Source organism: Fuerstiella marisgermanici (genome assembly GCF_001983935.1).
GTDB classification, from domain to species: Bacteria; Planctomycetota; Planctomycetia; order Planctomycetales; family Planctomycetaceae; genus Fuerstiella; species Fuerstiella marisgermanici.
In genome coordinates this window covers 5,028,119-5,049,750 of sequence record NZ_CP017641.1, presented here as the reverse complement: position 1 = coordinate 5,049,750, position 21,632 = coordinate 5,028,119, and the positions used below count along the sequence as shown (strand labels likewise).

The 21,632-nt window shown below is 56.9% G+C and carries 11 protein-coding genes; 3 read left to right on the top strand and 8 right to left on the bottom strand.

All coding sequences use genetic code 11. The features are described from left to right. Positions 1 to 143 precede the first annotated feature (143 nt). Entirely contained in the window at positions 144 to 10,457 is a 10,314-nt protein-coding gene (locus Fuma_RS18855; protein WP_077025492.1) for a beta strand repeat-containing protein, read from the bottom strand. Positions 10,458 to 11,385: 928 nt separating this feature from the next. On the opposite strand from Fuma_RS18855, the gene Fuma_RS18850 reads away from it, so the two are divergent. Next, positions 11,386 to 12,636: a hypothetical protein gene (locus tag Fuma_RS18850; RefSeq protein ID WP_145944250.1), complete on the top strand. Its 1,251-nt coding sequence runs from the start codon at positions 11,386 to 11,388 to the stop codon at positions 12,634 to 12,636. Positions 12,637 to 12,772: 136 nt separating this feature from the next. Here Fuma_RS18850 and Fuma_RS18845 read toward each other — a convergent pair whose 3' ends face one another. Next, positions 12,773 to 13,849, bottom strand: coding sequence for a hypothetical protein (locus tag Fuma_RS18845; protein ID WP_077025490.1), 1,077 nt, complete (start codon positions 13,847 to 13,849; stop codon positions 12,773 to 12,775). Positions 13,850 to 13,890: 41 nt separating this feature from the next. Next, a complete protein-coding gene (locus tag Fuma_RS18840; protein WP_077025489.1) occupies positions 13,891 to 14,697 on the bottom strand; it encodes a peptidylprolyl isomerase in 807 nt (268 codons plus the stop codon). 381 nt (positions 14,698 to 15,078) lie between these two features. On the opposite strand from Fuma_RS18840, the gene Fuma_RS18835 reads away from it, so the two are divergent. Both Fuma_RS18835 and Fuma_RS18830 read left to right on the top strand, forming a co-directional pair. Continuing rightward, positions 15,079 to 16,314 carry a homocitrate synthase/isopropylmalate synthase family protein gene (locus Fuma_RS18835; RefSeq protein ID WP_077025488.1) on the top strand — a complete coding sequence of 412 codons (1,236 nt, stop codon included), beginning with the start codon at positions 15,079 to 15,081 and terminating at the stop codon, positions 16,312 to 16,314. After that, a complete protein-coding gene (locus tag Fuma_RS18830; protein WP_083732151.1) occupies positions 16,307 to 17,503 on the top strand; it encodes an aminotransferase class V-fold PLP-dependent enzyme in 1,197 nt (398 codons plus the stop codon). Before Fuma_RS18835 ends, Fuma_RS18830 begins: the two co-directional genes overlap by 8 nt. Before the next feature lie 62 nt (positions 17,504 to 17,565). Here Fuma_RS18830 and Fuma_RS18825 read toward each other — a convergent pair whose 3' ends face one another. Genes Fuma_RS18825 through Fuma_RS18805 form a run of 5 tightly spaced genes read right to left on the bottom strand, consistent with a single transcriptional unit; the run spans position 17,566 to position 21,630 of the window. Further along, positions 17,566 to 18,318: a flagellar motor protein MotB gene (locus Fuma_RS18825; RefSeq protein WP_077025487.1), complete on the bottom strand. Its 753-nt coding sequence runs from the start codon at positions 18,316 to 18,318 to the stop codon at positions 17,566 to 17,568. A 20-nt stretch (positions 18,319 to 18,338) separates the two neighbouring features. Further along, positions 18,339 to 19,013, bottom strand: a complete 675-nt coding sequence (locus tag Fuma_RS18820; RefSeq protein WP_077025486.1) for a flagellar motor protein MotB — start codon at positions 19,011 to 19,013, stop codon at positions 18,339 to 18,341. Positions 19,014 to 19,027: 14 nt separating this feature from the next. Further along, a complete protein-coding gene (locus Fuma_RS18815; RefSeq protein WP_077025485.1) occupies positions 19,028 to 19,801 on the bottom strand; it encodes a motility protein A in 774 nt (257 codons plus the stop codon). Between the two features lies 1 nt (position 19,802). Further along, positions 19,803 to 20,864, bottom strand: a complete 1,062-nt coding sequence (locus Fuma_RS18810) for an EscU/YscU/HrcU family type III secretion system export apparatus switch protein (RefSeq protein WP_077025484.1) — start codon at positions 20,862 to 20,864, stop codon at positions 19,803 to 19,805. Next, positions 20,857 to 21,630 carry a flagellar biosynthetic protein FliR gene (locus Fuma_RS18805; RefSeq protein WP_077025483.1) on the bottom strand — a complete coding sequence of 258 codons (774 nt, stop codon included), beginning with the start codon at positions 21,628 to 21,630 and terminating at the stop codon, positions 20,857 to 20,859. Before Fuma_RS18805 ends, Fuma_RS18810 begins: the two co-directional genes overlap by 8 nt. Positions 21,631 to 21,632: the final 2 nt, after the last annotated feature.

The window sequence follows — 21,632 nt, the reverse complement described above, 5'->3', positions numbered from 1 at the left end:
TCATCCATGTCGAACGCCGGATTTTCCGGCATCGCGTGAACGCCCTTTTCTGTGGGAAAACAGGCTGTCCCGCCCGATACTTTACCACGAAGCCGAGGCTTTAGGCATCGAATTTCCCGTGTCTGGACCGCCATAGGCGTTTCTTACTTCCGCAGGCCGTTCAGGACGCGAGCGAGTGGCGAGGTTGTGCCCGAATGCGGCCGCCCGCGATGTTTGGCCGCCAACACTCCGGAAACCGCCAATCCGGCGATGGCCGACCGGGCGGTCGCGTCGGAACTCGTTTTCAATTGGCTCATGGAATCCTGTTCCGGAATGATCAGGCTGCTTTCGCCTTCAATGTTTTCGACAGAATCCGTATCAGGCTCCGCTGGCGGATCGCCTTCGATGATGTTGCCGTTTTCGTCCACGTCCAGACGTTCGAGTCGCAATTCGGGCAGCTCAAGATTCGCTGGCAATTCTTCCGTCATCGGGAATGGTTGCTGGTCCACAACGTCGAACTTCAGCACCGGACGTTCGAAGGTCACGTCCTGACCGTTTCTGACCTTGGTCGTGATCAGCCACAATTCGAAGTTGCTACCGTTCAGGTCCTGGTTGACGACCCATTCTTTCAGGCGTTTTGGCTGAAGCAGCTTCCAGCCGATGTCGTCATCAATATGCTCGTAACCTTCAACAGGTTCCGTACTCTTGTTTCGCCGCAGTTCGAAGTAGTCTTCCGACTGAGTCGAATACGAAGTCAACGGAGCTTCTTCGGGGATCACAGCCGCCACAAACACAGGCTTCGCCGGAGCAACAGGTGGTGCCGGTGCAGGTGCGGCCGGTGGTTCGGGCGGTGGTGGATCCGGTTGAATCACGAATCGGGGAGGGGTTTGAATAATAACCTCGAACAAACCGGTTTCGAAGTGGAGGTCCAAGTTGTCAGCAGCTTCGTCCGGCGAACCTGGTGACGTGAAGTTTGCATCCGCAGGAGGCAGATTTGTCCGGTCAAATGGATTGAAGGTTCCGGTCGCCGGGTCGTCGGTCGTCGATTGCAGGATATTCACGGAATCCACATTGATGGAGTCGTGGTGGCTGAGTGAGAAATCTGCGAAGAACTTCACAAGGTTTGCGGTTGAAAATGGGCCAAGGTCAGTCAAGTCGTCGTAAACATGGCCAATCCGAAGTAGCTGGCCGCCATCGCCAATCGTGAAAGTCTGATAGCGATCAGAAGTCAGGGTATTGAAGATCCCTGCTTCACTCGTCGGTGCGATGTCGCCGTTTGAAGGGTCACGCCAGTCAATGTGAACCTGCATGTTGATTTCACCGGTCGCTCCCAGAATCACGTCGTATGCGTACAAAAACTCGTTTCCGCCCATACCGAAAGGCACGCCATCCGCGCCAGCAACCGCAGCAATAAAGCCGGGCGGTAAGGTGACGGCGAAAGTATTCGCAAGGCCGCCGTCCGTAATGACTTCGGCCCCGATACCAAATGCAACACCGGTGGTGCCGGAGATGCTGACCGAATCTCCAGTTGCCGTGTAAGCATTGGAGGCGGTAGGCCCTGCAGCGGTTGCGGTTGAGATTTCTGATCCCGCCGAAATCGAGACAATATTCCCCGACAGGATAATCTGCTCACCGGTGGCCGCTGTACCGGCGTCTGTCAGCCCGGCTTCAGTGTTAATGTCTTCCAGCACTGTAATGGTACCAGCGGTGTTCGCCGACACCGCAATTTTGGTTACATCATGGAATGCTCCAACGCCCGCACCTGTAATGTCGACGGCCGTTCCGCTACCAGCGTTTGCGTGGTGGACGGCTAATCGAAGTGTGTTGGCGTTATCAACAATGGCAATATAGGTTTGCCCGGAAACCAGCCCTGGAACAGTCGTTCCGCCACCATCGCGATATACGACAGAGTCGCCGGTTGTCAGCCCGTGCCCGATGATCGTGATCTGATCTGTTCCGGCATTTACGCCACTCGAGCCATTGAAAATGCCAACCGGCGTATCGATGCCCGCATCAGTAGTCACATCATCAACAAATGTGGTGTTGCCCGTTCCGGAAAGCTGTGTCAGGCTGGTGGCGTCAACCGTAGAGTTGATGTTCAGATCGTTCACGGTATCGATCGAAACGTCACCCAGTTGAGTGGTTGCTCCCACAGCCGCGTTAAAGGTGATATCTCCAAAGGTTGTGGTTGGCGGGGTATCCGTTGCGCCCGCTACGATAACAAAATCGTTCGCTCCGGCCACGACACCGTCGACAGTTGAATTAAATGTCACTGCGCCTGAAGTATCGCCGCTTGTCGTAATCGTTGGTGCCTCACCAACGAACTGAGGATTAGTAATCGCATCAATCAGTACAGGAGCGTCGAAGTCAATTGCCGTTCCGTCACCTCGCACACCAGTGGGATCTGCACTTCCACCTGCGGCAGTCAGGTTGCCATTGACGGTGATCGTTGTGCCCGCATTAAATGTGATCTGGCCTGCGTCGCCGCCTGTGGCCACGGCGACATCACCGCCGGATGTATTGAGGTGACCTGTCGTAATTAAGGTGCCAGCCATAATCGTCACGTCTCCACCATCGCTATCAAGAACGCCGGTGGCATTATCGAGTCCGCTGGTGTCGATATTGGCGGCGAGATTCACGTTGTTTCCGGCAAGGATGGTGACGTCACCGCTGTCTTCGTCGATCTTGTCGCCTGTGGTTGTGATGTCGCCGTTGTGGGTCGTTCCGCCATCATCGAGCGTGGTGACATTTCCGCCGGCATTGATGTCGACGTCTCCGCCGAGTGTGGTGATTTCTTCAGAGAGGGTGATGTCGGTGTCCGCGTCGATGTCCACTTTAACGGTGTCGGCCAGTTCGGTGGAAGTGGCAATGGCTTCGTCAACGGTCACGCTTCCGGCGATCGCATTGAGTGTGACGAGGGCCCCTTCGCCCATGATGGTAGGATCGGTGGTTGCTCCTCCGATTCCGTCGATGGCGAGCGTGTTTCCGTCGTTGTCCCCGTCGGTGATTTCGATGTCTCCGGCGGTTGCAGTGATCGTGACGGTCCCGGCATCGCTGTCGAGTGCATCGGTGGCGTTATCGAGCCCGCTGGTGTCGATATTGGCGGCGAGATTCACGTTGTTTCCGGCAAGGATGGTGACGTCGCCGCTGTCTTCGTCGATCTTGTCGCCTGTGGTTGTGATGTCGCCGTTGTGGGTCGTTCCGCCATCATCGAGCGTGGTGACATTTCCGCCGGCATTGATGTCGACGTCTCCGCCGAGTGTGGTGATTTCTTCAGAGAGGGTGATGTCGGTGTCCGCGTCGATGTCCACTTTAACGGTGTCGGCCAGTTCGGTGGAAGTGGCAATGGCTTCGTCAACGGTCACGCTTCCGGCGATCGCATTGAGTGTGACGAGGGCCCCTTCGCCCATGATGGTAGGATCGGTGGTGGCTCCTCCGATTCCGTCGATGGCGAGCGTGTTTCCGTCGTTGTCTCCGTCGGTGATTTCGATGTCTCCGGCGGTTGCAGTGACCGTGACGGTGCCGGCATCGCTGTCGAGTGCATCGGTGGCGTTATCGAGCCCGCTGGTGTCGATATTGGCGGCGAGATTCACGTTGTTTCCGGCAAGGATGGTGACGTCACCGCTGTCTTCGTCGATCTTGTCGCCTGTGGTTGTGATGTCGCCGTTGTGGGTCGTTCCACCGTCATCGAGCGTGGTGACATTTCCGCCGGCATTGATGTCGACGTCTCCGCCGAGTGTGGTGATTTCTTCAGAGAGGGTGATGTCGGTGTCCGCGTCGATGTCCACTTTAACGGTGTCGGCCAGTTCGGTGGAAGTGGCAATGGCTTCGTCAACGGTCACGCTTCCGGCGATCGCATTGAGTGTGACGAGGGCCCCTTCGCCCATGATGGTAGGATCGGTGGTGGCTCCTCCGATTCCGTCGATGGCGAGCGTGTTTCCGTCGTTGTCTCCGTCGGTGATTTCGATGTCTCCGGCGGTTGCAGTGACCGTGACGGTGCCGGCATCGCTGTCGAGTGCATCGGTGGCGTTATCGAGCCCGCTGGTGTCGATATTGGCGGCGAGATTCACGTTGTTTCCGGCAAGGATGGTGACGTCGCCGCTGTCTTCGTCGATCTTGTCGCCTGTGGTTGTGATGTCGCCGTTGTGGGTCGTTCCGCCATCATCGAGCGTGGTGACATTTCCGCCGGCATTGATGTCGACGTCTCCGCCGAGTGTGGTGATTTCTTCAGAGAGGGTGATGTCGGTGTCCGCGTCGATGTCCACTTTAACGGTGTCGGCCAGTTCGGTGGAAGTGGCAATGGCTTCGTCAACGGTCACGCTTCCGGCGATCGCATTGAGTGTGACGAGGGCCCCTTCGCCCATGATGGTAGGATCGGTGGTTGCTCCTCCGATTCCGTCGATGGCGAGCGTGTTTCCGTCGTTGTCCCCGTCGGTGATTTCGATGTCTCCGGCGGTTGCAGTGATCGTGACGGTCCCGGCATCGCTGTCGAGTGCATCGGTGGCGTTATCGAGCCCGCTGGTGTCGATATTGGCGGCGAGATTCACGTTGTTTCCGGCAAGGATGGTGACGTCACCGCTGTCTTCGTCGATCTTGTCGCCTGTGGTTGTGATGTCGCCGTTGTGGGTCGTTCCGCCATCATCGAGCGTGGTGACATTTCCGCCGGCATTGATGTCGACGTCTCCGCCGAGTGTGGTGATTTCTTCAGAGAGGGTGATGTCGGTGTCCGCGTCGATGTCCACTTTAACGGTGTCGGCCAGTTCGGTGGAAGTGGCAATGGCTTCGTCAACGGTCACGCTTCCGGCGATCGCATTGAGTGTGACGAGGGCCCCTTCGCCCATGATGGTAGGATCGGTGGTTGCTCCTCCGATTCCGTCGATGGCGAGCGTGTTTCCGTCGTTGTCCCCGTCGGTGATTTCGATGTCTCCGGCGGTTGCAGTGATCGTGACGGTCCCGGCATCGCTGTCGAGTGCATCGGTGGCGTTATCGAGCCCGCTGGTGTCGATATTGGCGGCGAGATTCACGTTGTTTCCGGCAAGGATGGTGACGTCACCGCTGTCTTCGTCGATCTTGTCGCCTGTGGTTGTGATGTCGCCGTTGTGGGTCGTTCCGCCATCATCGAGCGTGGTGACATTTCCGCCGGCATTGATGTCGACGTCTCCGCCGAGTGTGGTGATTTCTTCAGAGAGGGTGATGTCGGTGTCCGCGTCGATGTCCACTTTAACGGTGTCGGCCAGTTCGGTGGAAGTGGCAATGGCTTCGTCAACGGTCACGCTTCCGGCGATCGCATTGAGTGTGACGAGGGCCCCTTCGCCCATGATGGTAGGATCGGTGGTGGCTCCTCCGATTCCGTCGATGGCGAGCGTGTTTCCGTCGTTGTCCCCGTCGGTGATTTCGATGTCTCCGGCGGTTGCAGTGATCGTGACGGTCCCGGCATCGCTGTCGAGTGCATCGGTGGCGTTATCGAGCCCGCTGGTGTCGATATTGGCGGCGAGATTCACGTTGTTTCCGGCAAGGATGGTGACGTCACCGCTGTCTTCGTCGATCTTGTCGCCTGTGGTTGTGATGTCGCCGTTGTGGGTCGTTCCGCCATCATCGAGCGTGGTGACATTTCCGCCGGCATTGATGTCGACGTCTCCGCCGAGTGTGGTGATTTCTTCAGAGAGGGTGATGTCGGTGTCCGCGTCGATGTCCACTTTAACGGTGTCGGCCAGTTCGGTGGAAGTGGCAATGGCTTCGTCAACGGTCACGCTTCCGGCGATCGCATTGAGTGTGACGAGGGCCCCTTCGCCCATGATGGTAGGATCGGTGGTGGCTCCTCCGATTCCGTCGATGGCGAGCGTGTTTCCGTCGTTGTCCCCGTCGGTGATTTCGATGTCTCCGGCGGTTGCAGTGATCGTGACGGTCCCGGCATCGCTGTCGAGTGCATCGGTGGCGTTATCGAGCCCGCTGGTGTCGATATTGGCGGCGAGATTCACGTTGTTTCCGGCAAGGATGGTGACGTCACCGCTGTCTTCGTCGATCTTGTCGCCTGTGGTTGTGATGTCGCCGTTGTGGGTCGTTCCGCCATCATCGAGCGTGGTGACATTTCCGCCGGCATTGATGTCGACGTCTCCGCCGAGTGTGGTGATTTCTTCAGAGAGGGTGATGTCGGTGTCCGCGTCGATGTCCACTTTAACGGTGTCGGCCAGTTCGGTGGAAGTGGCAATGGCTTCGTCAACGGTCACGCTTCCGGCGATCGCATTGAGTGTGACGAGGGCCCCTTCGCCCATGATGGTAGGATCGGTGGTTGCTCCTCCGATTCCGTCGATGGCGAGCGTGTTTCCGTCGTTGTCCCCGTCGGTGATTTCGATGTCTCCGGCGGTTGCAGTGATCGTGACGGTCCCGGCATCGCTGTCGAGTGCATCGGTGGCGTTATCGAGCCCGCTGGTGTCGATGTTGGCGGCGAGATTCACGTTGTTTCCGGCAAGGATGGTGACGTCGCCGCTGTCTTCGTCGATCTTGTCGCCGGTGGTTGTGATGTCGCCGTTGTGGGTCGTTCCACCGTCATCGAGCGTGGTGACATTTCCGCCTGCATTGATGTCGACGTCTCCGCCGAGTGTGGTGATTTCTTCAGAGAGGGTGATGTCGGTGTCCGCGTCGATGTCCACTTTAACGGTGTCGGCCAGTTCGGTGGAAGTGGCAATGGCTTCGTCAACGGTCACGCTTCCGGCGATCGCATTGAGTGTGACGAGGGCCCCTTCGCCCATGATGCTAGGATCGGTGGTTGCTCCTCCGATTCCGTCGATGGCGAGCGTGTTTCCGTCGTTGTCCCCGTCGGTGATTTCGATGTCTCCGGCGGTTGCTGTGACCGTGACGGTCCCGGCATCGCTGTCGAGTGCATCGATGGCGTTATCGAGCCCGCTGGTGTCGATGTTGGCGGCGAGATTCACGTTGTTTCCGGCAAGGATGGTGACGTCGCCGCTGTCTTCGTCGATCTTGTCGCCGGTGGTTGTGATGTCGCCGTTGTGGGTCGTTCCACCGTCATCGAGCGTGGTGACATTTCCGCCTGCATTGATGTCGACGTCTCCGCCGAGTGTGGTGATTTCTTCAGAGAGGGTGATGTCGGTGTCCGCGTCGATGTCCACTTTAACGGTGTCGGCCAGTTCGGTGGAAGTGGCAATGGCTTCGTCAACGGTCACGCTTCCGGCGATCGCATTGAGTGTGACGAGGGCCCCTTCGCCCATGATGGTAGGATCGGTGGTTGCTCCTCCGATTCCGTCGATGGCGAGCGTGTTTCCGTCGTTGTCCCCGTCGGTGATTTCGATGTCTCCGGCGGTTGCAGTGATCGTGACGGTCCCGGCATCGCTGTCGAGTGCATCGGTGGCGTTATCGAGCCCGCTGGTGTCGATGTTGGCGGCGAGATTCACGTTGTTTCCGGCAAGGATGGTGACGTCACCGCTGTCTTCGTCGATCTTGTCGCCTGTGGTTGTGATGTCGCCGTTGTGGGTGACGCCGCCGTCGTCGAGTGTGGTGACATCACGTCCAGCGTCAACGTCCACGCTGCCGCCGAGTGTGGTGATCATCTGATTGATGTGCACGTCACGATCCGCATCAATATCAACCTTCACAGGGTTCGCACCCAATTCCGTCGAAGTGCTGATGGAACCCGACGTCGTCACGTCACCATCGGTCCCCGATCCGTCGCCATCGTTGGCGTCCAGAGTAACAAGCCCACCTTCCCCCATATTGTCAACAGGGTCCGTTTCGCCGCCGATAGCACTAATCGCGGCTGTGGTGATGTCGCCATCTATGGTTCTGATTGTCACATCGCCTGCGTTGCTGCCGACCACTACCTTGTTGATAAATCCGTCGGTTGTAATGTCGCCCAAAAGATTAACGTTGCGTTCGGCATCCAGTGTAACTTCACCGCTGTGTTCTGCCGTTTTATCCGCCTGTGTGTCGATGTCGCCGGCAGCGTCGCTGCGAATATCTCGGCCGGCATCGATATCAACAAATCCTCCGCGAGTTGTGATCGGCGCATTAATGTTTGCATCGCGGTGAGCTTGAATGTGAACGTTGGTTGCCGCCAATTCTGTTGACGTATCAACCGCCGCTCCTACCGTGACATCGCCAATTGGGAACAGGATGTGTTCAGCGCCGGCACCAGCGGACGTCAGATCGATGGCTGTGCCGGTGGCGGCGTCAGACTCTGAAGCTGCCAGTTGAATGGTATTGCCATCCACGACAATCGCAAAATACGTCGTGCCATTGACCAATGGAGCGATATCTGTGCCGGCATTGCTGTCGTACTGCACAGAGGCGCCGGTGGACAAACCGTGGGCGGGCCACATGATCTCTTCAGTGGCGAGATTCACTGCTGCCCCCGGATCAAACGTCAACGGCGCGGCGCTGTTATTGGCATCCAATGTAATGATGCCGCCTTCGTCATCGGGAACGCCGTCAACCGGATCGTCGGCATCACCGCCGCGGGCATCCAGTGTGGCTGTGGCCTGAGTTGTAATGTTGCCGGCGACTGTCGCCAATGTAATGTCGCCGCCTTCGCCAGCCAGCAAAACATCGGGACTGCTAACCACGTCAATTCCACTGGTGTCAATAAAACCGGCCAGGTCGATGCTACGTCCGGTATCCATTGTCACATTGCCGCTGTTCTCGTCGCTCTTATCCCCCGTTGTTGTGATGCTTCCGGCAGCTGCACTTGTAATATCGCGTCCCGCATCCACATCAACACTGCCGCCATGAGTCGTGACAGCATGATTGATATGCACATCGCGGTCCGCATCAATATCCACCTTCATGGGATTGGCAGCCACTTCGGTGGATGTGCTGATTGTCCCGTCGACAATTATGTCCGCACGGCGCGTACTAAGCGTATGCGTGACTCCTGCTCCGACTGCAATCAGGTCAATTGCAGTCTCCCCAGTTGCGTCTGCAGCGTTTAGCGCTAACTGAATCGTGTCGGCGTCGACGACGATTGCCACGTATGTCTGCCCCGATGTCAACCCGGTGATGTCCGCGCCGCCGCCGTTGTCGTAGTCGACCAGTTCGCCAGTTGTCAGTCCATGATCGAGCCACGTCAGTTCATCTGTACCCAGATTGACAGCCGAATTCGGGTCAAACGTCAGATCAATGGCCGCATCATTGGCGTCGAGCGTAATTAGACCGCCTTCTCCCATGCTTGCGATTGGCACGGTATCGCCGCCTACGGCACTAATATCCGCCGTCGTGATGTTTCCGTTTACGGTTGTGATCGTGACATCGCCGGCAGCGCTGTCTTCAAGTCCGACGTTGTCGAAACCATCAGTCGTGATGTCGCCCAGTAGCGTAACGTCGCGACCGGCATCCATTGTCACTGCTCCGGAATCGACGTCTGCGATAGCTCCTGACGTGGTAATATCGCCAGCGGCGTTACTGGTGATGTCGTTGGTTGCGTCGAAGTCTACAGAGCCGCCGTCCGTTGCGATCGGAGCGTTCACATTGATGTCGTATGCTTCGACGGTCAGGTCGCCTCCGTTGGTGTCCAAAGCAGAAGCGAAAACGACCGTGTTATCCTCCGAACCGGCTGGGTCATCCTCCAAAATTGAAAGGTTGGCATTGAAAGACCCGTCCATGCCGTTAACCGTAATCACCTTGGCGCCCGTGCCGTCGTTGATCGTCAACGACGCTGTCGGATTTGTGAACGCGGTGACCTCGAAGGCTCCATCAAGTTGCGAAACGTTGTCGTTGGCTGTACCGTCGTCACTTAACGTCACAGTGGCGTCAGCCCCCGCCGGAAGATTGATAATCATATTGACGGCATCGCCGCCCAGAGCCAGTGGTTCGATTTCGTTGAACCGAATCACTTCGCCGTCCAAATCAACTTCTCCGCTCTCCGAGGTGGTCGGATCTCCAGCTCCGTCCACCTCAGCCAAATGAGTCACCGTTAACGTCGTCACGTCGTAACCAGAGATCGTAAGCGTATCGTTGTCAGCAACGTCGTCACCGGCCAGGTTTCTGACGCTTCCGGAAAATTCCAGACCGCCAGTGGGGACGAAGTCCACGCCCTCCAGATCAAGGTTCACCGTTTGGTTCATTTCATCGCCGGTGATGTGTAGTGCATTTGTCAGGCTGTCGACGGCAAACCCGCCATCCTGCAATACGGTTTCATCGACGCGTAAAACCTGACCACCGGATTCCAGGTTGTACAGTGTGTTACTAAGGCCACTGATATCTGCCCAGGTGCCTTCGGCCAGAGTCAACGTGACCGTCTGGGTGACATTGGTGACGGAGCCGTCACCCACATCGGTAACGCCGCCGTCTTCCACCGTCAGCGTCTCAAGACCGGTCAGGTCAATGCCCAGCGCGCTGAGCGCACCATTCAGCACGCGGCGGTCTTCCAATTGCGTTAGTCGAAGATATCGTTGGCGTTTCTTTATCTCAGACTTCTTCTCGTTGGAAAACAGGCGGCGGATGCGATCAACGAATGACGAACTGGTCATTTGTACATAATTCCTAACAGAAGCCGCCCGAGCTGGCGGGCAACGAGTCACCGGGAGTGCGCAACGTCCGCGCAGAATCCCTCTGCATAATCATCGGAATGATGGCTATGCTCATTAACCCGGTGATGAGATGTAGATAAAGAAGTTGGATCTTACAGCCACGATGTGGAACTCTGCGGGTTCTAACGCCTGCAGAGGATAGAACTTTTATTTTGCCTAACTTCCAAATGATACCGGTCGAAACACGTTCCGAAACAGGTTTATCGCATTTCCGCAGCCACCAAATCCCGAAACCACAAGTGGTGCAGTCTCGCACGACGCGATTCTCACGGGAATTCTGCAGGAAGCTGTAAATATGAACACGTCACGGATGGTTCTGCTTGCCGGCGTTGCCCTTTGCTGGACATCAGCGCAGGGAATGGCAAAGGATGGCTGGCGAACGACCCGAAAGCCAGCAATTGCTGCTCAATCCGGCGTTCCGGCCGCTACCAGCGGAAAAACACAGCGAGTTGCGGGGTCTGTTGCCAAAACACAACCCGCCGATTCTGTCGACTTCGCAGCATCCGCCGGCGACCAAAAGCGTTGTAGCGGCAAAACCGCTCCGTCGGAATCCTGCAACAAAGCGGATGCCATGCCAGAGCCGACAGTTCGCCAGAATGGCGTGCCCGGTCTTCTCGCCCCAAGTGTCCGCATTGCAGAATATGTTTACCGTGCGAGATCTGAAGGTGCTCAAAAAGTTTGTGAGCCATCTTTCAGCCCGTCCCGCGTCTCCAAGCCATCGTTGTCTGTCGCGAAACGGTCAGACGCCGCATCAGGCTCCGTCGCTCACCGCAGCACTTCCGGGGCGCAAGAGAAAAAAAGCTCGGTCGCCAATTTACCTGCCGAACCCCAAACGGCTTCTCGGTCCACCTCTGCCAAGTCAACTCCTATGGTGGCAAAGCGATCTGTGGTGAAGTCGTCCAGCGCCGCTAAGCCCCTGTCGACCGGGCAGCCCGTTGTGGTAACCGGGCCGTCCTTCCCGGCACCAATTCCTCAGCCAGCTCCACCCGTCGTGTCGTCTGCAGAAGCCGAAGAATTCAAAGCGGCCGAACTTGCTGCGGTCAAAACCGTCGCCTATTCACGAACGATGGGTGATCAAAAAATGAGTGCTCCGAAGTTCTCAGTGCAGCAATCGCCGTTTCTGGGAGTTCGTCCGCAGGAAGCTGTCGCCACCGACAGCAACATGCGAGAACCTCAGGACCTGTTTGGGACAGGACAGCCGGGTTTGAAGTCCGCCAATGAAGATGCGGCTTCGTCCGTTGCCGCGACGGGATCATTTATGGATGAGCTGCAGGGTTTGGTCAGCGATGACGCACCGGAAGCAAAGCAAGGGAACTATGTCACCGACCTGAAGCAGTTGCTCGGGACTCAGTCGGACTGGATCATGACGAATGGTTCAATGCTGGACCTCGCCGCCGGCGAGCCAGAAGTTGAACCAGCGAGTGGAACGTACGTCGGCGATCTGCACGGGCTGTTGCAAGGACCGCCGGTTGCAACCCGCACTGGCTATCGACAGCAGATGGCTCGCCGTATGATGGCCTACGCTCCGAATACATCTGGCTACCGTCCGGCGTCGCCAATACAGGCAGAAGCAAAGGTCTATCAGATTCCATCGGAACAGGATTGCCCCACGACAGGCGGCGACAGTGTGTCTGGATTGTTCCAGCCGATTAACTCTATTCAGGCAGGCGGCGTCAGCACCAGTCCTCCGAAATTGCCTCGTGATGCCGACGCCGATGAAGGTGGCGCATTGAAGCGACCGGAAAACCTGGCCTGCTCATTTCTGGAACTGGATGCGCCTGGCTACTACTTCACGGCGGGCTACGGGCTGCGTCGAGCTCCCCGCAACACTCACAACTTTTACCACAACCCGCTGTACTTCGAAGATCCCAATCTGGAACGCTGCGGCCAAACCAAGGCTTGCCTGACGACGCTTAGTTCCGCCGTTCACTTCACAACGATGATCGCATTGACGCCATACCTGACGACGGTAGACCATCCTCGCGACTGCGTGCGAGCTTTGCCGGACTGTCCGACCTGTCATTCGTTTGCGTCGGATGCGTACTTTCCGGAATGGTCATGGAAAGCCGCCGCCGTACAGGCGGGTGCCGTGACTGGGCTGATCTTCATCATCCCGTAACAGGGATGACGGCAACGGCTCTTGAAGCGATTTGGTGCAGCCGGTCTGAACAGCTGTCGTCCGTCGACTGCTCCGCAAAAAAAATGGCCCGGCTTTACCAGGAAGCCCGGCCTCCTTTTTAATGAACAACTTGCGACTACGCGTCGCCGGTTTGCACTTGAGCTGCATCAAAGGTGACGTCCACCAGCGTGGTGACTCCGTTGCCACTGGACTGATTCACGCCCTTGCGAAGTTGCAAACGCCAGCGAAGTTCGTTCATGTCGTCGCCGAATAGCTGCTGGATCTCTTCCGCACACGCGACGAACGTTGTGACGGTTTCACCTGGCTGTAACACCTGCCCGCTGTTCTGATCAATCAGGGCAAATGGACTGCCGGGCGGGTGCAGGTAGTTCAACACGCGAACCCCTTCCGCACCGCCGCCTGAAGGCGCCAGGCGGAGCCAGGAATTCGCGAGAGTTGTTTCGTCGTTTCCGTATTCCGGGCTGCGGTGACACATCAAGCCCACATCCCAAGGCGCGAATGCTGTCGTGTGGCTCACGTTTTTCACCTCAAACCACAGCTTCAGCACGGGGGCTTGTGTACGCTGTTCAGGCGGTTCACCGGCACGAGTGGCACTGGCCACCATCACCACATCGCGCGTGACTCGAGTTGGCGTGATGATAATGTCTCCGAATCGCTGAGATTCGCCCAGCTTCAGCTCGTGCCCCGGTGGCAATGACGCATCACCGGGAACGCTCTGAAATTCGCCTTTCGAAAGCGGTTTGATGTCAGGCAAACTTTCCAGTTGATGATTGCCTGACAACGACAGACGCCCCGTCAGCCAAAAAACCAGGAACAGCAGCGTTAATGCAATGGCATACCCAGCAATGGCGGCAAACCATTTTTGAGGTACGACGTTGCCGATTGCCGACTCGGTTTCTGTTGCTGCATTGTCTGCTGGTTGAGACGCAGCTTTGGTAGACGTTTTCGGCGCGGATGAACTGCCGGGTTGAGCAGCCTTGCGTGAGGCGTCGGAATTCCCTGTGACCTTCCGTGCGACGGGCTTGCGCAACTTCTTTTTCTTTGGTGCTGGCGGATTCTCGCCCGAGTCCTCCTGTTGGAAAACCGGTTGACTGCTCGCCGCTAAGGTGTCGTCACTCAGCGATTTCGCGCCGTCGTCGCCCAGGAAACTGAAGTCCGGGGCGCTGTCGTCATTGTTCGGGCCGCCACCCATCACGTTGCTCCGCTGTTGCTGCTTTGGTGAGGATGCGGTTTCTATTCGGTGTCATCGCTGGCATCGTCGGAACTGCCTTCGTCGGCCTGCGTTTCTTCAGCCAGATCGTCCACGACAATTCGAGCCTCCGTCACATAGTCCAGCCCTGGAAAGTCCGCTTGAAGGTAATCGTTGCCCTCGGATTCCAGCCGCATTTGATCCGGTTGTTCGCTGTACACTGAGTTGATCCGGTCGACGACCTCCATGCCTTTCGTGACTTTGCCAAACGGCGCAAAGCCGTCGCTGTCCAGCCTCGAGTTATCATCGTAGTTGATGAAGATTTGCGACGTACGCGAATTCGGGGCACCCGTCTTGGCGAATGTCACGTATCCGCGCGTGTTGCTTTTCTTGACCGGGTCATCCACGATATTGGCGCTCCACTTTGCATGCTGTTCTGGATTGCCAGCAATCCCAAACTGCACCATAAATCCCGGCACAACTCGAAAGAATCCCGCCTCGTTATAGAAACCGTCCTTCACCAGTCGGTAGAACCGGTGAGCTCCCCGCGGTGCCCATTCGCGATTCACCTGCACCGTAAATTTGCCGACGGTGGTATCGAACTCCACTTCAAAAGTTCCCTCCTGAGGAACGTCTTTCGCGGGTGCGACCGCCCCCTGGCCGACTCGTGATTTGCCTCTCGCTGACCGTGCCGCCAACTCCGCGGCTTCGTCCAATGCCCGCATTTGATCAAGAGCGTTCTTGACTGGCGGCACGCTTGCCGAATTGTTTCCGTCGTCGCATCCGACGAGTACCAGCATACCGATGGTCAGCACGCTCAACGAGAACGAATGGTGTAGAAAGTGTTTCATGTCTGGTTGTGTCTCTGCACCTAAGTTACGCAATATGTTCTGAAGTCGAAATCTACGGGCACCAGCGCCCACTGCCGCATTCTTGCCACATGACACGGCCGCCACAAGACTACGACGAAAACCAGCGCCACGTTTGATGAAAAGCTCGGCCGATCCGCAGCATTGCCGGAATATCGTGCGGCGCAGGGTGGGCGAGGTGCAAGTTAGAAGTGCTTTCGCTGGCTCCGCAGGTCGGTCGGTACTCGCCAACGTTGGTCGCCATAGCGGTGGTGTGACGGGGCCGACTTGAGTTTCGGCTGAGCACCGACTGCGTTTGCTTTGTTGGTTTGGGGGCTGCCGTCCCCTTTCCCCTCAGTTCTCGCCACGATAACCTACGCCCGTATGTCCAACTTCCTGCAAAACGTGCGTTCGCAAATTCGCGGCACCGTTCGAGACGCCGTGATTCGGCATCACAAGCGGTCCGGCGCGGTCCTTTTTAGCGATACCACGCTGCGCGACGGCGAACAAATGCCGGGTGCAACGTTGGAACCGGACGAAAAACTTGAGATCGCATTGGCACTGGAAGCGGCCGGAGTTCATTCGCTGGACGCGGGCTTCCCGGCGTCGTCCGAAGCGGATGTTGTCGCCATTCAAAAAATGGTGGGCGTTGTAAAGGGCCCCGTGCTGACTGCGCTGTGCCGCACGGTGAATTCGGATATCGATGCCGCAGCCCGAGCACTCGACGGCAACCCGATGCGCAAACGCGGCGTCAGCCTTTTTTGTGGCACCAGCCCACTGCATCGCGATCACAAGCTGCAGAAATCGAAGACCGAAGTTCTCAAAATCATCGCCGATTCGATTTCTTACGCCAACAACGCTTTTCAAATTGTCGCCTTCAGCCCGGAAGACGCCAGTCGCACAGAAGTGGACTTTTTGTGCGAATGTTACAAAGAAGCGATCGATGCTGGAGCGACCACGATCGGCTTTCCGGATACCGTTGGCATTCTTACGCCAGAGAAGACTGCCGACTTCATCAAAGCCATTCATGACCGCGTACCGAACATCGATAAGGTCTTGTTAGCGGTTCACTTTCACAACGATCTTGGCCTCGCTGTGGCAAACACGTTGGCGGCCATTCAACACGGAGGCAACGTTGTGCAGTGTACCGTCAACGGCATTGGTGAGCGGGCCGGCAATGCGGCGTTGGAAGAAGTTGTGATGGCACTGGCTATGAACGCTGACCAATACAAACGTTCGTTCCGCATCGACACCACAAAACTGGCCCCGCTGTGCCAACTTGTCGCAGAATTAACCGGCATCGCGATTCCAAAAATGAAGCCGATTGGTGGCAGCAATGTGTTCGCCACGGAAGCTGGCATTCATCAGGACGGGCTGCTTAAGAATCCGGACACCTATCTCCCGTTTCGCCCGGAAGCGGTCGGGGCAGACGGTATTCAGTTGGTGCTCGGTCGTCACAGCGGTGGAAAAGCGATCGCCCATCGACTGCGGCAACTCAACCTGCCTCATACTGAAGCTGACGCGGCGCATGTGGTCGCGCAGATCAAGAGACAACCGAAAGGCACCGTGATCGACGACACACGACTGATCGAATTGCTGAAGGAATGCCGCGATGCCTGACCCCGCAATGCCAGCGGAAGGTTCGATCTATCTGGACAACGCCGCGACAAGTTTTCCGAAACCGAACAGCGTTTACGACGCCGTCGACAAGTACATGCGGCACAATGGAGCGGCCATCGGGCGTGGTTCTCATTCTGCCAGCGATTCCGTCACGAGAGTGGTCGGTCAATGTCGTCAGCGCCTCGCCAAAATTCTGGATGCCGAATCGTCGGACCGCATCGCTTTTACCTTCAACTGCACCGACAGCCTGAACCTGCTGCTGCGCGGAGTACTTCGCCATGGCGACCGAGTTGTCACCACGAAGCTGGAACACAACTCAGTCCTGCGACCGCTGCACCAGCTACGTTCTTCGCATAACGTGGATGTCGCTCAAGTTGACTTCGATCCTGAAAGCGGTTTGGTCAACGTAAATCAGCTTGCCGAGGAACTGAGTCGACAGCCAACGCGGCTTGTCGTCTTGAACCATGCTTCCAATGTGACGGGCGTCGTTCAACCTGTCGCTGAAGTTGCGGCTCTCGCGCATAAGCACGGAGCACTCCTGCTGTTGGACGCAGCTCAAACCGTGGGGCATCTTCCCTTCAGTGTCCGCGATGTGAAGGTCGACCTGCTGGCTGCTGCCGGACACAAAGGCCTGCTCGGCCCGCTTGGCACCGGCATTCTGTACGTGCGCGATGGCCTCGACGGCGACATTGTGGCAACTCGCAGCGGCGGTACCGGTACGGCGAGCGAATCCATCGAACAGCCGGTCGACATGCCGACGAAGTTCGAGAGCGGCAATATGAACGCACCGGGGCTGGCGGGGTTGAACGCGGCCACCGAATGGCTGCTGGAAAACGGAATCGAAGATCTGCATCGAAGAGCGACCGAGCAGACGGAACGCCTCGCCACAGTGCTGCAGGAAATTTGCGGCGTGAGTGTTTACGGTCACAACGGAGGGAGCATCAATACTGGTATCGCCAGTTTTACGATTAAAAATCTCGACAGCCGAGAAGCGGCGACGATTGTCGAGCAATCATTTGGCATCCAATGTCGAGCCGGCCTGCATTGTGCGCCGCTGGTGCACGAAGTTTTGGGCACAGCGGCGTCAGGTGGGACGCTTCGTTTCAGCGTTGGCCCGTTCACGACTGATCAACACATCAACGCCGCAGTGTCTGCCGTCAACGAGATCGCCCAATCGTTCGCTGTTTAGTTGCACCGACACACGGATGTCACGTACGCGAGTAGAACTTATTGCTCGCGTCTCAATGGCTGTTAGTTTCCCTGCGGGGGCTGAATACGTCTAAGAGTGACCGAGACTTTGGGGCGTTTTACTGTTTTCGAAATCCACGGTTGCGCGACAGACGTCACGCGCGCTGACTGGTTGGGCGGTAGACGAAGCAGATTGACGGCTTCGCGATGCAGTCGTTGAGCGATCCCCAACGACCGACTCCATGCGGATTGCGACGGCGTAGGCGTCCAGACGACAATTTCCACAGCGTAGTCGTTCCGTCGTAACATCGGGGCGACCCCGTTTAACGCAGCTTTTAGTTCTGCATTGATTAGCGTGCCAGCCGACGAAGGTGGGAATTTTTCCATCACATCAAAGCTGACTTCGCCGGCCACGTCAGTATCCTGCGAAAGGTTATTGACTTGCCTCAAGCTCTGCAGAAACCGGTTGTAGTCGTCTTTGGTCCGGTCGATGATCCGTCCATTATCGCCATCGTCGTCCGGCCCGGTCGCGCCTCGTTCGGGTGGGCGGTCGTCGCCTACAATGTACTTGGGGGCAATTGCGTTTAGCTGAAACGCCTGAGCTGATAGGCCACTTTTTACTTTCCCCTGCAGCCCGAATTTATCCACGGATTTCATGAACGAACCCGTGCCGGAATGCATATTGGCACCGGTTTGTTCTTCGGCCAGCGAATTTAGCACGATGAAAAACGCCAGCAGCGCGGTCATGGTGTCGCCGAACGAAATCAAGTAACCGTTGTTCGGTCCGGAAGGGCAGTTTTCTTTGCATCTTGCCATGACTTATCTCAACCCAATCTTCATCTGGCTTCCGAACGACTCAAGCGATAAACAATTCGTCCTGACGCAACGATCGATGGATCGACAACCCCCACGGCGACTCGCCCAGGGACGCGGCCCGGCACGATGCCAAGACCATCTTCGTCGGTCAGGATTGCAGCCATCGTCACCGCAAATTCAGCAAGGTCCGGGTCGGAAACCAGAATTTGGCAGACCAACGGCTGCGACTTTAGCTGCTTTGCCAGCATACGAAGCTGAGTCACTCCTTGCGTTGTGATCTCACCTTTATCGTCCTGGACAATCGCCAAAAGAGTCTCAATTCGCACGCGACTGGCGTCGGCCAATGCGTCCGTGTTCTCTAAGGACTTCAATCCGCGTGACACTGATTGAAGGGCCGGGTTTTCATGGACCGGCGGAGTCTCTGAACCTCGAATTGAAATCGCCGCACTGTTTGGCCGTTCGCGTAGCACGATCGCATCGTTGTCCAGCAGCTTTGTCGAATCCCCCGCGACCCCTGTTGATCCGCCGCCTCCAAAAGAAACCACCTTCACCTTCGCAAAGAATTCCGGTTCGTTGGTTGCAAATGTCAACAGCAGAATGAAGAACGTCATCAGCAGAGTGATCACGTCGCTGTACGTCATGAACCACGGCGGGATGTCACCAGTTGGTTCCGGGCAGCAGCTTTTTTTTGCCATGGTCTGGTTCCTGTTTAAGCTGCCTGTTGAGTGGCCGTCTCACGGCTCTTGGGCGAAAGATAAGCCAGCAGTCGTTCTTCCAAAGCTCGTGGAGCCTGGCCTTCAACCAGCGAGACAAGGCCTGCAATCATTAGCTCTCGAATCATCAGTTCTTCCTGGCTGCGAACCTCAAGTTTGCCGGCCAGCGGAATGCAGAACATGTTGGCGATCACCGCTCCGTACAGCGTTGTCAGCAGAGCGACCGCCATACCGCCACCGATTTGACTCGGGTCGTCCAGCGACTTCAACATCTGCACAAGACCGATCAACGTTCCGATCATGCCAAACGCCGGAGCTGCCGCTGCGACCGCATCGACGATCTTTTTGCCATTGCTGTGACGAGTCATGATTGCGGCCACTTCGGTTTCCAGCGCGACCGAAAGATCTTCTTTGGACGTGCCGCCGACAACCTGTTCGAGGCCGCGTTTCAGGAAGTCGTCGTCGATGTTTTCGACTTCCCCTTCCAGGGCCAGTAGGCCGTCTCGCCGAGCAGTGGTGGCGAATTCGCGGAACTGCGAAATCACTTCGTCGGGAGTCTGCACCTTGACCAAAAAGCACTTCTTCACAACGTTTGCCGCACCCATCGCAACCTTCAATTGAAAGTTAATCAGGACGGCGGCAATCGAACCTCCGACCGTGATCATCAGCGACGGCACGTCGATGAAGTCGCCCAGGCCGCCGCCCATCATAATGGAGCCGAGGACAAGTCCGATGGCCATGACGAGTCCGATGATTGTTGAAATGTCCATGTTAGCTCCTTCGTTTCGCTCGGTAGACCTGACCCAGAATTTCCGCGACCGCTCGGAAGAACTGCTCGGGGATTTCCTGCCCGACCTTTACGCTTCGAAAAATTGCACGAGTCAGTGGTGGCCGTTGAATCACGGGCACGCGGTTTTCTTTTGCAATTTCGATGATATTAAATGCAAACGAGCCCGCTCCTTTGGCCACCAGTTTCGGAGCCGTCATTTTTCCGGCTTCGTACTTCAGGGCGACGGCGTAGTGCGTCGGGTTCGTGAGGATCACAGTCGCGTCGGGAACGTCAGCCACTGACTGATTTTTGAGTGCTTCACGCTGCTTGCGTCGAACGGCGGCTTTGATGGTTGGATCGCCGAGTTCGTTCTTTTGTTCCTGCTTAATTTCCTGATGCGTCATCTTCAGTTTGTGTTCCTGCCGCAGCCAACGCGTGATGTAGTCGACAGCCGCCAGAGAAAAAGACATCATCGCCAGCGTCAGACAGATCGTCAGGCCAAGATCCCAGGCAAACGAAAACAGGCTGCCAACAGAACCGAAGTTCGTTGACGAAAGCTCGCCCCGCCGGAACCAGATAATCGCACAACTCACGAGCAACAGCAGAAACACTTTGGCGATTCCGAGGCCGCCTTTGATGGCAGAATCAATTGAGAACAACCGCTGCCAGCCTTTGATGGGCGACAGTTTCTGAATGTCCAGTTCCATGGGTTTCCACGAAATCAGGAAGCCGACCTGAGCGAACCCAATCACCAGTCCCACGCCCATCAACAGTGCGACCAATGCCCCGCAGTTGCTAAGCAGCTCCACGCTTAACCATCGTGCGCCTAGTTGAGTGTGCATGTTGGTCCAGTCGCCTGATGGCGCGTCTCGAAACCATGTTCGAAATGCCTGCATCAGCCGCTGTGCCAGCATGCCGCCGGACCACATCATGAACATGCAACCAGCGAGCACCGCAAACGTGGCGGCGACGTCGGGACTGGATACAACCTGTCCGTCCTTCCTCGCTTCTTCGCGTCGGCGTTGTGTTGGAGCTTCTGTGCCTTCATTGGCGTTCTCAGCCATGAGCCACCCAACTTTCTGTATTCACCTGATTCAGAAAGTGCTGCATCGCGGAACAAACGTCCGGGAAAAACAGAATCATCCCTGCCAGGCCAACTGCAAGTCGCAGCGTCATGCCGTATGTCATGAAGTTAAATTGCGGTGCAGTTCTCATCGTGACTAACAGCGTCATCGTGACAACGAACATCAGAATTCCGATTGGGGCAATGATCAGAAATCCCTGGTGTTCAACTTTGGTGATTGCGTACATCACAGCGTCCCACGTTGGCATCGACCACGCAGCTGCGGCCGGGCGAGACGCAAACGAACTACCCAGCACCACAAACATCGCGTGGTGCAGATTCAGTCCGAAGAACATCAACACACCGATTGCCTCAAAGCCCTGCGAAATGATGTTCGATTGCTGGTTGTCGGTCGCCGATGAAATCTGAGCCATCGTCAGTCCCATCTCCTGAGCGATCCATGCGCCAGCGATTCGAACCGGCACGAGACACAGGCCGAACAGCCACGCCAGTGCGATACCCAGCATCGTTTCGCGAACCGCCAGCCAGGACAGCCATAGCCACGCGCCTTTGCCGTGAACCGTTGCCATCAGGCCGATGGCCGATGCACCAGCAAAACGCGGCGCAAGCACGACCGTCAACGCGACCGCGAGGCCGATTTTGACGGTGTTGGGAATGCTTCGCCCGGCGACCGGTGGCAGAAACGCCACAAACGCCGCACAACGAAACAGCACCAACGCGCTGGCTATGATGAATGATTCAAACATGT